Source organism: Pseudomonas sp. SCT (assembly GCF_003864275.1).
GTDB classification, from domain to species: Bacteria; Pseudomonadota; Gammaproteobacteria; order Pseudomonadales; family Pseudomonadaceae; genus Stutzerimonas; species Stutzerimonas stutzeri_AE.
The window spans coordinates 308,243-323,020 of record NZ_BDJA01000006.1; the positions used below are offsets into that span (position 1 = coordinate 308,243).

The window sequence follows — 14,778 nt, forward strand, 5'->3', positions numbered from 1 at the left end:
ACCCCGTCCCAGATGAACATCGAACAGATCACCCAACGCCTGCATGCCATCCGCGATCAGAACGACTGGCAGCGCTTTCACAGCCCGAAAAACCTCGCCATGGCCGCGAGCGTGGAAATGGCCGAGCTGGTGGAAATCTTCCAGTGGCAGACCGAGGACGAGTCGCGCCAGCTTTCGGCCGACAAACTTGAGCATGCCGGGCAGGAAGTCGGCGACATCCTCATGTACCTGCTCTTGATGTGCAGCGAGCTGGGCATCGACATGGAACAGGCGCTGCTGGCCAAGCTGGCCGATAACGAGCGGCGGTTCGCCCGATGAGCGACCGGCATTTCGACGAGCTGGCGACGCGCTTCGCTGAAAAAATCTACGGCGGTGCCAAAGGCGCGATCCGCCTCGCCGTGCTGCAGGCCGACCTGACGGAAATCCTGCCGCCGCGCCCGCTGCGAGTACTGGATATTGGTGCCGGCCTCGGCCATATGAGCCTCTGGCTCGCACAGCAGGGCCATGATGTGACCCTGGCCGAGCCAGCCGAGCCGATGCTGGAAGGCGCTCGCAAGCAGTTTGCCGCAGCCGGCCAGCAGGCCGCCTTCATTCAGGCACCCTGGCAGGACGTGGAAAACCACGTCGAGGGCCGTTTCGATCTGGTCATCTGCCATGCGGTGCTGGAATGGCTGGCCGAGCCCCAGGCGATCCTGCCAGTGCTGCATCGCCTGGTTGCCGAAGATGGCTGGCTGTCGCTGGCCTTCTACAACCGCGACGCGCTGATCTATCGCAACCTGCTCAAGGGTCACTTCAAAAAACTGCGCAGCCAGAGCTACGCCGGCGAGCGGCAAAGCCTGACGCCACAGCAGCCGCTCGACCCACGCGAGCTGGCGGCGCAACTCGCACCGTACTGGCGGGTCGAATCAAGCAGTGGCGTGCGCGTATTCCATGACTACATGCCCGCCGATTTCCAGGCCCGCACCGAGCCGGCCGAGCTGATCGAGATGGAGCTGGCCTACCGCCGGCATCCGACCTTCAGCGGCCTGGGGCGCTACCTGCACTGGCTGTGTCGGCCACGCTGAGCCGACCGGGAGGTCTTCATGTCAATCCGCGTATTTCTGCCGCTGCTCTGCCTGAGTCTGGTGGCCTGCCAGAGCAAGAATCCCTACACCGAAGAGTCGGCGCCGATCCCACCGGCACCGCCAATCGAGAAAATCCAGTCGCCCATCTACCCGGCCGCCCCACGGGATTTCTCCAGCTACCAGAGCTGGGGCTGGCGCACACCGCCCGCCGGCACCGCGTCGATCAGCGGCGAAGAGCTGCAGGAGATGGTGGCCGGCGCGCTCGATCAGCGCGGCTTGCGACCCGCATCCGGACGCACCGGCAACGGCTCCGCAGACGTGCTGGTTTCAGCCGGCGCCAGCAAGGAGACGCGGGTGCGCCAGACCTACGATCACTATGGCCCGCAGGTCGGCGTCGGTCGCTATGGCGGCGGCTACGGCTCCGGTTATGGGGTTGGCACCAGCGTACCCATCGTGCGCAATTACGAGGAAGAAGTGGTTTCGGTGCGTATCGAGATGTTCGACGCAGCCTCGGGCCAGGCCGTCTGGAGCAACCGCGCCGAAGCGCGGATCAGTGGCAGTCGGGCCAAACAGCAGGATGCGCTGCGCCAGGCGGTGGAGCGCGCCCTCGAAGACTATCCGCCACGCTGAATGCGGCAAGCAGGCGCAGAGCACACACCGTCGCCAGGCCTAGACTGAGCAGACGCCACCCAGGAGAACGATCATGTTGCGTCGCCTTTTGCTGATACCTCTCCTCTTCGCGCTCGCCGCCTGCCAGGGCCCGCAGGTGCAGCGCGATTTCGACCCGACGCGCGACTTCTCCGCCTATCGAGCCTGGACCTGGCAGGAACCGGCGCTGCAGTATCGGCCTGACGACCCGCGAATCAAAAGCGACCTGACCGAGCAGCGCATCCGCGGCGCGATCGCCGAACAGCTCGATCAACAAGGCTTGCGGCCTGCCACGGCGGGCAAAGTGGCGGACATCAAGGTGCAGGCCTGGTACATCGTCGACCAGCGCACCCAGCAATACACCACCACCTCCGGCGCCTGGGGCAATCCCTGGTACGGCTACTGGGGCGGGCCGATGTTTACCGATACCCGCACCATCGACTACCAGGTCGGCACGCTGCAGATCGATCTGTATGACGCTGGCGACGGCAAGCTGGTCTGGCGCGGCAGCGCCGAGCAGGTGTTGCGCAGCCGGCCCGGGACACCCGACGAACGCGCCGGCAACATCCGCGAGCTGGTGATGCGGGTACTGTCGCAGTATCCGCCGCGCTGAGGTTTTCCTGACGAGTCCTTCATGGTGCTGGCGAGCCGCAGCCGTGCTCGCCATACTGTCGCGCCCCTGATTCTGGAGACCCGACATGCCTGCCGTTGCCTGGTGGTTACTCACCCTGCCGTTCATTGCCGGCGCCCTGCTGCCGCTGCAGGCGGGCATCAACGGACAGGTGGCGCGCCAACTAGGCAATGTGATGGGTGCGGCGTTGCTCTCCTTCGCCGTGGGCACCCTGGCGCTGTTCGTCATCGTGCTGGTCCAGCGTGACGTACCCGCCCTGCAGACGCTGAAGAGCCTGAACTGGTGGCACTGGTCTGGCGGTTTGCTCGGTGCATTCTTCATTGCCACGGCAGCATTCGCCGCGCCGCGCACCGGAGCGCTGCTGTTCATGGCGCTGCTACTGGCCGGTCAGCTGTTCGTCGCCCTGCTACTGGACCATTTCGGCTGGGCCGGCTTTCGCCAATCGAGCATCAGCCTGGGCAAGGTAGCCGGCCTGCTGCTGATCTTCGCCGGGGTCTGGCTGATCCAGCGCGGCTAGCAGGCAGGCGCAGGCGCTCACTCGTGCTCGAAGGCGTAGAACAGGTTGGGCTCGCTGACCAGATAGAGATTGCCCTGTCCATCGAAGGTCATCCCTTCGGCCTGCGGCACGCTGCGTTCGAGCCCGGCAAAACCGCTCCAAAGCGAGCGGAAGCTGACCAGCTCGCCTTCTGCATCGAGCTCCAGCATCATCTTCGCCTCGTCGCTGAGCAGCACCAGGTGACCGGTCTGCTCATCGAAATGCACCGACGACAGATCAGTGGCCATGTCCAGCTTCTCGATCCAGGCCTCGCGGTCGATGATCTTGATATCCATGTCACCTGCCAAGCTGCGCTTGATGCCCTGGATTTCGTAGAGCTTGCGCGGTGAATGCTCCTTGACCACAAACAGACGATCGCCCACTCGGTCGTAACCGACGCCTTCGAAACCGGAGTTCTCCGCATCGCCAAGGGCCAGGGTGATGGAGCGCCCTTCCGCACGCAGCAACGGCCCGGCAACCCTGGGGACTGCCAGGACAACCAATGACTGCTGACGCTCTTCGGTTACCACCAACAGGTCGTCGCCGAGATAGGTAATTCCCTCGACATCCTCGAACCCCTGCAACGGATAGCGCGCGATAAAGCTGCCGTCACGCCCCAGAGCGAGCAGCTCCTCAGGATTGTTGACTACCGCCCACAGATGATCGCGGCGCTCGTCATAGGTCAGCCCGGAAAGGTTGTTGTCCACCGTCGCCACCGGCAGCGCATCGATCTTTACCTGATATTCCGGTAGCCAGAGGCTGCGCCGTTCCCAGCTGGCTTCATGCCAGGTGGTTTTCAATGTGTAGAACAAGCGCTCATCGAGGTGAACGGTGGTGGCGGCGTAGAGCAACGCGAAAAGCGCGCAGCCGTACCACCAGGTCGGGCGCAGCGCCGCAACTCGTCCCAGCTGCGCTCTGGCAAGGGCTCGCATAATGGTGTTCTCGTTCAGGGGATCGTGGGCAGGTTGCCTGGGTCTTGTTGCAGCCGCATGAAGGCGGGTGCCCAAGCCCAGCGCCGATCCATACAGCGACACTACGACCGCGATTCTTCCCCACCGGTTCCAGCACGGCAGCGGCGATCCGGAACTCTCGGGCGTGCCAGACAGCCCAATACGCAGGGCTGTGCTTGCGCACGGCAATCGAACGTTTCAGGAGAGCGATACATGCGGGTAGAAGGATTCTTCGAATGGTTGGGACAGGCGCTTGGCTCGGTCATACGCTTCATCGTCGAGGCGCTGGGCGATTTCTTTGGTCTGTTTGCCCGAGCCGGACACAACTTCCTCGAGGGGCTCTCGCGCACGCTGGGCATGGACCGTTCGCTGATCAGCCTGGTGGCATTGGCGATCGGCCTGTTGTTACTGGTCGCCGCGGTACGCGCGTTCTTTCGCGGCTCGATCATCGGCGGGCTGGTTTGGCTGTTTCTCGGCCTGTGGCTGCTGAGCTGGCTGATCCACTGAGCCCCAGCTGCAGTCGTTGAGTGCTACCGCCCCGGTTTGCCAGCAGGCCGGCTTTTCCTCTTTTTTCGATGCGACGTATAGTGCCGGGCCGTCCCGGAAGGCCCGAAATGTCCAGCATGCTTGCCGCCTGGCGCGATGCGCCCACCCATAGCAAGGTGTGGGCGCTGGCAGCGCCGATGATCCTGTCGAATCTATCCGTTCCGCTGGTAGCGCTGGTGGACAGCAGCGTGATCGGCCATCTGCCGCACGCCCATCAGCTGGGCGCGGTAGCAGTCGGCGGCAGCCTCTACACGCTGCTGGTATGGGTGATGGGCTTCCTGCGCATGGGCACAACGGGCTTCGCCGCCCAGGCTGCCGGCCGCGAAGACGGCGGCGCCCTGCGCCAGATCCTGTTGCAGGGATTGCTGCTGGCACTCGGTTTCGCGCTGCTGCTGGGCGCAATCGGCGTCCCACTGAAGGGCGCGGCCTTGCAGCTCATGCAGCCGTCTGCCGAACTGGACGAACTCACCCGCGACTATTTCCACACACGCCTGTTCGGCCTGCCCGCAGCACTGGCCAGCTATGCGCTGATCGGCTGGTTCCTCGGCACCCAGAATGCTCGCGCACCACTGGCCATTCTGCTGACGACAAACCTGATCAACGTGGCGCTGGACCTGTGGTTCGTGCTCGGCCTCGACTGGGGAGTGGCCGGCGCCGCCCGCGCCTCGGTGATCGCCGAGTGGAGCGGCGCGCTGCTGGGCCTGGCCCTCACCCGCAAGGCCCTGGCCCGCTACCCCGGCCGACTCGATACCCGCGCGCTGCGCCGCTGGCTGAGCTGGCGGCCGCTGATGGCGGTCAACCGCGACCTCTTCCTGCGCTCCCTGGCGCTGCAACTGGTGTTTTTCCTGGTGACGGTACAGGGCACGCGGCTAGGCGATGCGACGGTCGCCGCCAACGCGCTGCTGCTCAACGGCCTACTGCTGACCGCGCACGCCCTCGATGGATTGGCGCATGCCGTGGAAGCCTTGGCCGGGCATGCCATCGGTGCCCGCAACCGCGACGCGCTGCAGCGCGTGATGGTGGTCGCCGGGGGCTGGTCATTGCTGGCCAGCGTCGCCTTCGGCCTGTTCTTCCTGCTTGGCGGCCATCTCTTTATCCAGTTGCAGACCGACATTCCCGAGGTCCGCGCGACCGCGCTGACCTACCTGCCCTATCTGGCGGTGTTGCCGCTGATCGCGGTCTGGAGCTATCTGCTTGACGGGCTGTTCATCGGCGCCACCCGCGCGCGGGAGATGCGCAACAGCATGCTCCTGGCGGTAGGTCTGACGCTGCCGCTGGGCTGGCTACTGCAGGGGCTTGGCAATCACGGCTTGTGGCTGGCATTTCTGAGCTTCATGCTGATGCGCGGCGTCTGCCTGGGTGTGCTCGCTCAGCGCCTGCAGCGCCGCGGAGCCTGGTTTACCATGGGCGCGCCAAGCACCACACACTCCGAGGGACACTGAACATGGCGTACGCCATCGCCGCCTATCTGCATTTTCTGGCGATATTCCTGCTCTTTGCCCTGTTGCTGCTGGAGCACCAGCTGTTCCGGCGGCCGCTGACGCTGGAGCGCGCGCGCAGCCTGTTTCGCATCGACATCGCCTTCGGCATCACCGCGGCGGCGGTACTGGCCAGCGGAGCCGCCCGGGCAATCCTCTATGGCAAAGGCCTGGACTATTACCTCAAGAACAGCCTGTTCCACGCCAAGGTCGGCCTGTTCGTGGTGGTCGCGGTACTGTCCATCTATCCCACCCTGACCTTCCTGCGCTGGCGCCCGGCCTTGTCCGCAGGCCAGACACCGATCATGTCGAACAGCAGCGCCAGGTGGGTCAAGCTGACCATTCGCCTGGAGCTGCTACTGCTCTTACTGATCCCGTTGCTGGCCGCGCTGATGGCGCGCGGCTTTGGCGTCATGCCCGGCTGACGCCGGGCTGGTCGATTAGGGCGTCAGATAGGAAGAGCGCGTCAGCCCCAAACGCAAAGCATCGATGTACTGGGTGCGCTCCTTGGCGCTCAGCTTGGCGCTGGCAACCTTGTCGCGGTAGTAGGTCATCAGCTCCTCGGGCGACAGGTGCACATAGCGCAGCATGTCCTCGATGGTGTCGTGGGTCTCGATGCCGGCGTGGTAGTAGCTGCCGTCCTCACGCTGATAGACGTTCACCGAGTCGGTATCGCCGAACAGGTTGTGCATATCGCCAAGAATTTCCTGGTAAGCGCCCACCAGGAACACGCCGAGGAAGTACTCTTCGCCAGGCGCGACCTCATGCACCGGCATGCTGCTTTCGATGCTCTGCTCGTCGACGTAGTGCTTGATTTTTCCGTCCGAGTCGCAGGTCAGGTCCTGCAGCACCGCGCGCCGCACCGGCTCCTCGCTCAGCCGCTGCAGCGGCACGATCGGCAGGATCTGGTCGATCGCCCAGGTGTCCGGCAGACTCTGGAACACCGAGAAATTGCAGATGTACTTGTCCGCCAGCTTGTCGTTGAGCTCGTCGAGCACCGCCCGATGGGAGCGCTGACGGGCCTTGAGCTGGTTGTACAGGCGACGGCAGATGGCAAAGTAACTCTGCTCGGCCAGCGCCTTCTGCGCCAGGGTCAGCTTGCCGGACGCATACTGCGCGCTGGACTCGCTCATATAGTGGGTAGCGCGCCAGTAGGTCTCAGTGACCATTTCCGGATCTGTCGGCCCAAGCAGATCGGCCAGCGACTGCACGATCTCCGGCAGTTCGTCGTAGTTTTCGATCACCGGCAGCTCGTCGTTGTGCCGCTCGACATCAGTGACCTGCATGACCAGCACCGCATGATGCGCGGTCATCGCCCGCCCGCTTTCGGAGAAGATGTTCGGGTGCGGCAGGCCCTGTGCCTCGCAGAACTCCTTGAGCATGCCGACCACGGTGCCGGCGTATTCGTCGATGTCGTAGTTGATCGAGCTGGCATTGCGCGAGTGGGTACCGTCGTAATCGACGCCCAGACCGCCGCCGACATCGATGTAATCCACCGGCAGGTTCAACGCGCGCAGCTCGGCGTAGTAACGAATCGCCTCACGGAAGCCCTGCCGGTAGTCGGCCAGATTGGCGATCTGCGAGCCCATGTGGAAGTGCAGCAAGCGGATGCCCTGATCCATTTCCGCCGCACGAAAGCGTTCGATCACCGAGAGCAGCTGCGCCGCAGACAAGCCGAACTTCGACCGCTCACCACCAGTGTCTGCCCACTTGGACGATGCCAGCGACGACAGGCGCACACGCAGACCGACCTGCGGCGTCAGTTTGAGCTCGTTGGCCTCCTCGATCACCAGGCCGACCTCGGACTCCTTCTCGATGACGATGAATACCTTGTGCCCGAGCTTCTGGCCCATCAGTGCGAGGCGGATAAACTCGCGGTCCTTGTAGCCATTGCAGACGATGGTGCCGCCCTTGGGGGCGAGCGCCAGCACGGCCATCAGCTCCGGCTTGGAGCCGGCCTCCAGGCCGATGGAAACGTTCTGCGTGGCGATGATGTTCTCCACCACCGCTTCCTGCTGGTTGACCTTGATCGGGTACAACGCGGTGTACTTGCCGGCGTACTCCATGCGCTCGATGTTGGCATCGAAGGCACCGGTCAGCCGCCGTACGCGGTCCTGCAGGATGCCGGGGAAGCGCACCAGCAACGGCAGCGACAGTCCCGCCTCGCGCAGCTGCTCGATCAGCCCGTTGAACTCGATCGGCTCGCCGCTCGGCCCCTGCGGGCGCACTTCGACATTGCCCTGGTCGTTGATTGCGAAATACCCAGCGCCCCAGTGGCGGATACCGTAGATGCTGCGGCTGTCGGCAGCGGTCCACTGGCTACCGTCGTCTTTACGTGTGCGTCGTACAGGCATCAAGGCCTCCCGGAAGAAATTGAGTGTTTCGCAGCGAGCAGAACCGCGCGGCGAAGGCTATGCGGCTTCGACAGCCGATATGCGGAAAATGGTGAAAATGGGTGGAGGTGCCACGTGGACGCTCAGCCACCGGACTTCTTGGCCTTGAAGCCGCGCCTGGTCAGCTCGTCGATCAGCAGCTGAACGTGATCGCCCTGGATCTCGATGACGCCGTCCTTCAGCGCGCCGCCCGTGCCGCAGCGGCGTTTCAGCGCGCTGGCGAGCTCCTTGAGCTCGGTCTCGGGCAACGGAACGCCACTGATGGTCGTCACCGTCTTGCCGCCCCGGCCCTTGCTCTCGCGGCGCACCCGCGCAATACCGTCGCCGTCAGGCAGAACGCTTTGTTTGCAGATGCAACTACCCAGCGGTTGGCTGCACTCAGGACAATGCCGACCGGCATCGGTGGAATAGACCAGCCCACTCAGGCCGGCCAGGGAAGTGGTTTTCTTCGCCACACAAACCTCACTCGCCAATCTGGCTCTGCCTGGCAGAGCCGAAGTGCCGGCTAATTTACCAGCAATGCGAGTCGGCAGCAGGACAGAGTCCGGGCGGCGGTACGAAACCCTGACTGCTTACGGAACGGGGAGCCCCGCGAAGGTCCGCTCAACCCTTCTGATCAGCGATACGACCAGCCGGTGCGTACGGCGATGGATCCACGATCGGCGCCTGCCCAAGCATCAGATCGACCAGCAGCTGACAGGACGCCGGTGCCAGCACCAACCCGTTGCGGAAGTGCCCGCAGTTCAGCCACAGCCCGTCGAAGCCGCTCACCGGTCCTATATAAGGCACGCCATCCGGCGAACCCGGCCGCAGCCCTGCCCAGTGTTTGACCACTTGCGCGTCGGCCAGCGCCGGTAGCAGCTCGATCGCTGTTGCCCTCAGGCTTTCCAGCGCGTCTTCGGTCGGCGTCTTGTCGAAGCCGACATCTTCCAGGGTGCTACCAACCAGGATGTGGCCATCGCGCCGCGGAATCGCATAGCGCCGCTTGGCCAGCACCATGCTCGGCAAGAAGTCCTCGGCGCACTTGAAGAGAATCATCTGCCCTTTCATCGGCTTGACCGGAATCTCCAGCCCCAGCGTCGCCAGCAGCTGTGCACTCCAGGCGCCGGCCGCCACTACAACCTGATCCGCCCGCATCTCGCCCTGCGCCGTCTGCACGCCCACGATGCGCGTACCGTCGCGCAGGAAACCTTTCACCGGGCACTGCTCAATCACATTCACATTCGGCAGCTGCCGCAGCGCTTCGCGCAGCGCACGGAGCAGGCGGGGATTACGGACATTAGCGACACCCTCCATGTAAACGGCGCGCTTGTAACTCTCACCCAGCGATGGCACAGCCTGGCGCACGGTCTCCATCGATACCGAGGTGAGTGGCCGACCATAACGCTCAGCCCAACTCAGCGCCTCCGCCTCGTCGTGCAAATCCAGCCAGTAGAGACCGGTGACGTGCACCTCCGGGTCCACCCCCGTCTCCGCCAGCAACCGGTCGCCAAGCTGCGGGTAGAAATCCTGCGACCAATGCGCCAGCGCAGTGACCGCCGGGCTGTAGCGCCACGGATACAACGGCGAAACAATCCCGCCACCGGCCCACGAGGCTTCGCTGCCGACATTACTCGAGTCGAATACAGTAACTTGCGCGCCACTAACAGCAAGGCGGAGCGCCGATAACAACCCAATAACACCAGCACCAACGACGCAATAACTCACTGGCTTCTCCTACCCATAAAGCGTTGGATACTACCAGCAGCGCGCGGTTGAGTCCGCCGCGGGTGCAGACGTAGCGGCAGTGCGGGCTCCAGTGTTGGAAAGAGTGAACGTTGCGCACGTAGTGTCGGCAACCTGCGCGCCCGTTGCTGTGGCTGTCAGTACGAATGTCGTCTGGTTGATGACGCCGGTGAGCGAATAAAGCCGCTCAGATGACAGATACGTGGGCGCACCAGCGGCGTACAGCGCAGCCTCGGCACAATTGGCATGGTTATACCGGTTCAGACTGGTAAAGCAGCGAGTCAGCTCCTGAGCCGAGCGCGTCAACGAAGCCTTCGCGTCGCTTCGATTGCCTTTCAATACGTATTCGCGATAGTTCGGATAAGCGATAGCGGCTAGCACTCCGACTATTGCGACAACGATCATAAGTTCGATCAGTGTGAAACCCGCCGAGCAGGCTACGCCAGAACGTTTATTTAATGTACGCATCAACGCAACTGCCTCCAAGAAAGACGACCTTCGTTCAGCCCACCCTTTTCCACGGTCACGTCAATACCGCCGGCCGTACCGCTCGCAAACTTATACTCAATATCCCCGGCAGAAATAATTGCAGGAGTCTTGATAATTCCTTGCCGGGATTTTTTGCCACTCATAGGCTCGCCGTTTACGAGATCGAGGTCGTTGATTTCACCATCGCCACCCACATCGAAAACCGGATAGGCAAGCCGCCCACCACTCCATGCGTCCAGCTCCATGAGCCAGCTGTCCCCCCCCGCGGAACAAACATCTTGCGATGGTATAACGGTGGGAAAAATAATACGTCCGTTGCGCAAGATTGGCGTACTGACCACGCGCTCGCCTTGGCGAGTACCGGCTCCACTAGTGGATGGCTTAACTAGGTCCAGATACCAGCCAGACTTGTTGGCGTAGTTGACCGAGTTATTCGAGAGTTTGCGCAGCGACAGCGCGCCAACATCTATTTCCGACGTGATTGTTTGCGCCACCAAGGAGCTCCGTGCATCGCCAGATAACTGGGATATAGCCGAGCCACTATCGACCAATCCGTAGAAGGACTCGACCCTATGGGTCGCTGGTGAAATAGGCACCACCACATCCTGCGGCATGAAATAACTACCGGTCCCGAAGAACACCATCAGACGATTGCCGTCCGGGTTGTAACCCATTTCAGGCACAGAAGTAATAGGTTGCGCCTCACCCGAAGCATTTTTTGCACGAAACAGCGGGACAGGCGTGTTTCCGCTCCGGTAGGCAACCTCCCAATTCGAACGAGTCGTTGAGTTGTTTCCGGTAAAGGCAAATTTCCACAGGTTGCCAGCCAAATCACCGGCATAGGCCTGAATCAGCGTACGCTGGGCATTGGCGAGTAACGCCGGCCCAGCAAGACCGTTAGGCGTAGTGCTGGTTGCAGTTGCAATAGCGACCCGATCAGTAGCATCGCCGAGGTTTACGACCAATAACTTGGCCTGCTCGCCCTGGCTGTTGTATCCATTCCCGAAAACCGCGCCCCAAGTGCCGTCGGGAAGTCGGCCGACAATACCAGGACTCATCACGTGGCCGATGTCAGCCCAGTGAACGTCGTCAAGCTCGAACAAAACGTCAGACGGTTGGAAACCTGTCGAGGTCCCAGCATTGGTGACATCAAGCGCGAACACGCCACGATAGCCTGCACCGTAGCTACCAATTGCAACGGTCCGCCAGGAGTTGTTGATGTAAGCGTCTCCGATGAAAATTTGTCCATCGACGAAATAACGATGCGGATTGGAAAGCTTTCCATAATCCGGCTTGGTGATCTTTGCAATATCTCCAAAAACCTTGCTGGGCATGTATGCAAAAAGCTCCACCCCCGTCGTGGCGTTAAACGCATGCAGCATGCCGTCGTTCGCTCCCACCAATAACAATGGGGTCTTGCTGCTTTTCGAGGCGACATACGCAGCATACGAATCGGCTCCAGGCGTGCCTGCCGGCAAGCGACCATACCCGTAATCCTGCGTGCCGACGAAAACTGGATCGGAGTTAACCACGTCGCCCAAAAGGGAGTCGCGCTTGCGCAATGCTCCAGCAGGTTGCTCTTGGTCTCTGGCACCCTTGAGCCAATTCAGCCTAGCCTGACCGAGCGCAATTTGAGCGGTGGACAGCGTTTGATTCGCCCCCGCTTCAGCCAGCGCAGCTTTCTGAGCCGTACTCAATGACGACCATTCCAGCTGAGCGCCAGCACTGTCGCTCCACGTAACGATATTACGATCGCCTGGCGACGGAATTTTGCCGGACTGATTCGTATCCCAAGCAACGACGCTAATATCACCGCCCGCTGCCACCCGGTAAGCAAGCAACTGCCCGCTCCAGTCATTACTATTGAAGCGCGCCTGGTAAATAAGCGTCTCGGTGTCCAGCCGCGTGGAGTTGGTCGCTACGGACGCCGACGAAGAAGCACTAGCCGCGACCTGCTCGAACGCTTTAGCCAGCGACTCTTCCAACTGAGCCGGGTTAGTGGCGAAGAAATATGTATCCGGCACACCATCACCATCGGCATCCCACTCGTCACGTGTGTTCGGCTTACCGTCGTTGTTGAGATCTTCGAACCCGCCCCATTTCGCTGCGTAGTACAGGGGCTGCTCCAGAAGCTTCGCTGCGGTGTTGCCAATCACGTAAGTACGGGTAGTGGCGAGGTTGGGGCGATCACAACGCCCTTGGGTACCGCTGGTAAGGCAAGAGCCGGCAGTACCGGTGCCTACCCCGGGATTCGGATCGACAGGGAACGAAAACCCGTTGATGCCTGAGTGCACATGAAATCCATCCGTTTCAGTGCCACCGATGACGTAACCAAAGCCCATCCTATCGCCCGTGGACTGCGCCATAACCTGCGTGGTGACGCTGATAGAAGACCCAGAGATCGTGTAGTCGATAACGCCCCACATGTCTTGGTCGTAGTCACCGCCCTGCTCACTGTCCTCCCAGTTAACGTACAATTTCCCTGACGTACTGGAAGCGCTGACAACTTTAAAGTCGACAATCGCGCAGTTTCCGCCAACCGTACTGTTCTGGCACGCTGGCAGGATGCTGACCTTTCGGCCCTGCTGAAGTGGTACTTCAAGCTTTGGCACCGCCGGCGCAAGAGCAACACCGTATGTCTTGACCTTCTGATTACCTGCGAGCGCCGGCAGCAAATCAGTTGTACGCGCATAATTCGCAAGCCCAGCGATTTTATAAGTGCCATCCAACCGCGGAGCATCAGGGCAAGTACCAGATATATTGGAAAGGTTTTCTACCGTTTTCGGCGTGCAAAGACCATCGTTAGCACCACCGGACTTCCCAACGAAAAACGTCCCACCGTTAATCGACTCCCCAACCCCGACTTGATTGGTTCTGACAGTAGGCTCACCAAAGCTTGACAGCTCGTCACCATCGTACGATGTCGTGCTTGCGTTGAACTGAATGATATTCAAAGGCGCACAAGAATTTGCGCTAGTTACAGGTGCCGTCCAAGCGGGCGAGAACAAGCCTGGAACCTTGTCTTCGGAGACGACACTATACGCATTCGTAGTTGCGCGACCGGCCAGATAGTTTAATGACTCTTGAAATATTTCAGCTTGCGGATTACCCCAGTTAGTGCATTGCCCATTATTAAAACTGGCACGCCCCCAACTGCAATTATCGCCAGAGCCGCTCAAATAAGTACCATCACCAAAATCATAACCGAATATGGTCAATCTGTTCAGCGTATCAATAATTCCACCGGAAGATGGCCTGACAAGAAATCTACCAGTTCCAGGGTCGATTTCATCATTCATGCTTGATACGTTCTTACGCAAAACGCCACCAGATTTGCTTTTCGTATAAGATCCGGTAATCAAACCAAAGCGAATGAGATTATTATCTCCATAGGTTTGCAAAAGGCCTATCGGCTTGAGCGTACTAACACCACTGGACGATGTGTACGCCTTACATTTCTCGCCACCAATCAGTGAAGCGCTGGCGCATACTTGTACCCGAACATTGTAGTCGCCGCCATTGCTGCTCGGTTTCGCAGGGCTCGACGCATGAGCGTTAATTCCGGTCCTGCTTGAGTCATTACCATTATTGGCTGATTTTTCTCCCGACCAGCGGCATTGCCACCGTTCATTAGCCGCCCACAGCGAATAGTTGCCCCGAACGACACGCATCAATGGCGCACTGGCCGAGTTATGCGACAGCCCGCTGCCTTCTACGGTCGTATTGCAAATGGTCAAACCGCCAGCGGACGTATCACTGAAGTCGGTGACGGAAATACCCGCGAGCTTTGGAAGATCGGCGCCACGATAATACTTGGCAAAACTGTGCGCATCGTTAGGTAGAAAAGCGCGCTGGAGTACAGTTTCGGAGTCTGTGTCGGTTGACCGAAGTCCTCCGTATAGGATTTTCCGCACCGTATCGATACGGGTCATGGTCGCCCAGTTTAGGAAATTCCCAGACCACTCGCCGGCAGCGGAACTATCATTGCAATATTTGTCGACCTTTACGCGAGAGGGCTCATAGCGATCATTCCGATAAACGTAACATTTCTGGCTATCAAAATAGCCGTAGTAATTGATGGCATGGTTGTACGTAAGATCGAGCACGCCGTCATTGTTCGCGTCTGAATAATCATCGTATGCCTTAAAAAAGAGCTGATGATCCTTGGACATATTCAGCATGACTATTGGCGCAACAGGAGCGTTCAAGAATAGCGGAACACTACTTAACGTCACCGCATGGGACAAATTGGCAATCGAAACCGAAAATAGCGAGCCGGCGCAGACGTTGAGAATATACTTCAAAATCCGATTTTTCAT

Annotated in this window: 14 protein-coding genes; 8 read left to right on the forward strand and 6 right to left on the reverse strand. The window is 60.6% G+C overall.

Annotated elements, in window-relative coordinates; translation table 11 throughout:
• The first annotated feature begins 12 nt into the window (after positions 1–12).
• From BHD08_RS16875 to BHD08_RS16895, 5 genes are all read left to right on the forward strand, one after another.
• Positions 13–318 carry a nucleotide pyrophosphohydrolase gene (locus BHD08_RS16875; protein WP_003302193.1) on the forward strand — a complete coding sequence of 102 codons (306 nt, stop codon included), beginning with the start codon at positions 13–15 and terminating at the stop codon, positions 316–318.
• A complete protein-coding gene (locus BHD08_RS16880) occupies positions 315–1,064 on the forward strand; it encodes a methyltransferase domain-containing protein (RefSeq protein WP_125023652.1) in 750 nt (249 codons plus the stop codon). Before BHD08_RS16875 ends, BHD08_RS16880 begins: the two co-directional genes overlap by 4 nt.
• Positions 1,065–1,082: 18 nt before the next feature.
• Positions 1,083–1,694, forward strand: a complete 612-nt coding sequence (locus BHD08_RS16885) for a DUF4136 domain-containing protein (RefSeq protein ID WP_125023654.1) — start codon at positions 1,083–1,085, stop codon at positions 1,692–1,694.
• Between the two features lie 73 nt (positions 1,695–1,767).
• Complete coding sequence (locus tag BHD08_RS16890; protein WP_015278078.1) at positions 1,768–2,325, forward strand: DUF4136 domain-containing protein; 558 nt, start codon at positions 1,768–1,770, stop codon at positions 2,323–2,325.
• An 85-nt stretch (positions 2,326–2,410) separates the two neighbouring features.
• Positions 2,411–2,860, forward strand: coding sequence for a DMT family transporter (locus BHD08_RS16895; protein ID WP_125023656.1), 450 nt, complete (start codon positions 2,411–2,413; stop codon positions 2,858–2,860).
• A gap of 17 nt (positions 2,861–2,877) precedes the next feature.
• On the opposite strand, the gene BHD08_RS16900 is transcribed toward BHD08_RS16895, so the two are convergent.
• Complete coding sequence (locus BHD08_RS16900) at positions 2,878–3,810, reverse strand: SdiA-regulated domain-containing protein (protein WP_125023658.1); 933 nt, start codon at positions 3,808–3,810, stop codon at positions 2,878–2,880.
• 231 nt (positions 3,811–4,041) lie between these two features.
• On the opposite strand from BHD08_RS16900, the gene BHD08_RS16905 reads away from it, so the two are divergent.
• The 3 genes from BHD08_RS16905 (at position 4,042) to BHD08_RS16915 (ending at position 6,277) form a co-directional block, all read left to right on the forward strand.
• Positions 4,042–4,335 (forward strand): hypothetical protein, encoded by a 294-nt coding sequence (locus tag BHD08_RS16905; protein ID WP_125023660.1) that lies wholly within the window; start codon positions 4,042–4,044, stop codon positions 4,333–4,335.
• 107 nt (positions 4,336–4,442) lie between these two features.
• A complete protein-coding gene (locus tag BHD08_RS16910) occupies positions 4,443–5,816 on the forward strand; it encodes an MATE family efflux transporter (protein ID WP_125023662.1) in 1,374 nt (457 codons plus the stop codon).
• 2 nt (positions 5,817–5,818) lie between these two features.
• Positions 5,819–6,277 (forward strand): DUF2214 family protein, encoded by a 459-nt coding sequence (locus BHD08_RS16915; RefSeq protein WP_125023664.1) that lies wholly within the window; start codon positions 5,819–5,821, stop codon positions 6,275–6,277.
• A 15-nt stretch (positions 6,278–6,292) separates the two neighbouring features.
• Here the strand turns inward: BHD08_RS16915 and speA are convergent, their stop codons facing one another.
• From speA to BHD08_RS16940, 5 genes are all read right to left on the reverse strand, one after another.
• Positions 6,293–8,206 (reverse strand): arginine decarboxylase, encoded by a 1,914-nt coding sequence (speA, locus tag BHD08_RS16920; RefSeq protein ID WP_125023666.1) that lies wholly within the window; start codon positions 8,204–8,206, stop codon positions 6,293–6,295.
• A gap of 122 nt (positions 8,207–8,328) precedes the next feature.
• Positions 8,329–8,700 carry a translation initiation factor Sui1 gene (locus BHD08_RS16925; RefSeq protein WP_125023668.1) on the reverse strand — a complete coding sequence of 124 codons (372 nt, stop codon included), beginning with the start codon at positions 8,698–8,700 and terminating at the stop codon, positions 8,329–8,331.
• 148 nt (positions 8,701–8,848) lie between these two features.
• Positions 8,849–9,952: a glycine oxidase ThiO gene (gene thiO, locus BHD08_RS16930; RefSeq protein ID WP_125023670.1), complete on the reverse strand. Its 1,104-nt coding sequence runs from the start codon at positions 9,950–9,952 to the stop codon at positions 8,849–8,851.
• Between the two features lie 30 nt (positions 9,953–9,982).
• Positions 9,983–10,438, reverse strand: a complete 456-nt coding sequence (locus tag BHD08_RS16935) for a type IV pilin protein (protein WP_125023672.1) — start codon at positions 10,436–10,438, stop codon at positions 9,983–9,985.
• Positions 10,438–14,778 (reverse strand): pilus assembly protein, encoded by a 4,341-nt coding sequence (locus BHD08_RS16940; protein ID WP_125023674.1) that lies wholly within the window; start codon positions 14,776–14,778, stop codon positions 10,438–10,440. The genes BHD08_RS16935 and BHD08_RS16940 overlap by 1 nt, the downstream gene beginning before the upstream one ends.

Coding starts and splice junctions, on each gene's coding strand:
- speA (WP_125023666.1), bottom strand. CDS start 8,206: ATGCCTGTACGACGCACACGTAAAGACGACGGTAGCCAGTGGACCGCT.
- BHD08_RS16875 (WP_003302193.1), top strand. CDS start 13: ATGAACATCGAACAGATCACCCAACGCCTGCATGCCATCCGCGATCAG.
- BHD08_RS16910 (WP_125023662.1), top strand. CDS start 4,443: ATGTCCAGCATGCTTGCCGCCTGGCGCGATGCGCCCACCCATAGCAAG.
- BHD08_RS16885 (WP_125023654.1), top strand. CDS start 1,083: ATGTCAATCCGCGTATTTCTGCCGCTGCTCTGCCTGAGTCTGGTGGCC.
- BHD08_RS16940 (WP_125023674.1), bottom strand. CDS start 14,778: ATGAAAAATCGGATTTTGAAGTATATTCTCAACGTCTGCGCCGGCTCG.
- BHD08_RS16890 (WP_015278078.1), top strand. CDS start 1,768: ATGTTGCGTCGCCTTTTGCTGATACCTCTCCTCTTCGCGCTCGCCGCC.
- BHD08_RS16895 (WP_125023656.1), top strand. CDS start 2,411: ATGCCTGCCGTTGCCTGGTGGTTACTCACCCTGCCGTTCATTGCCGGC.
- BHD08_RS16915 (WP_125023664.1), top strand. CDS start 5,819: ATGGCGTACGCCATCGCCGCCTATCTGCATTTTCTGGCGATATTCCTG.
- BHD08_RS16880 (WP_125023652.1), top strand. CDS start 315: ATGAGCGACCGGCATTTCGACGAGCTGGCGACGCGCTTCGCTGAAAAA.
- BHD08_RS16905 (WP_125023660.1), top strand. CDS start 4,042: ATGCGGGTAGAAGGATTCTTCGAATGGTTGGGACAGGCGCTTGGCTCG.
- BHD08_RS16900 (WP_125023658.1), bottom strand. CDS start 3,810: ATGCGAGCCCTTGCCAGAGCGCAGCTGGGACGAGTTGCGGCGCTGCGC.
- BHD08_RS16935 (WP_125023672.1), bottom strand. CDS start 10,438: ATGCGTACATTAAATAAACGTTCTGGCGTAGCCTGCTCGGCGGGTTTC.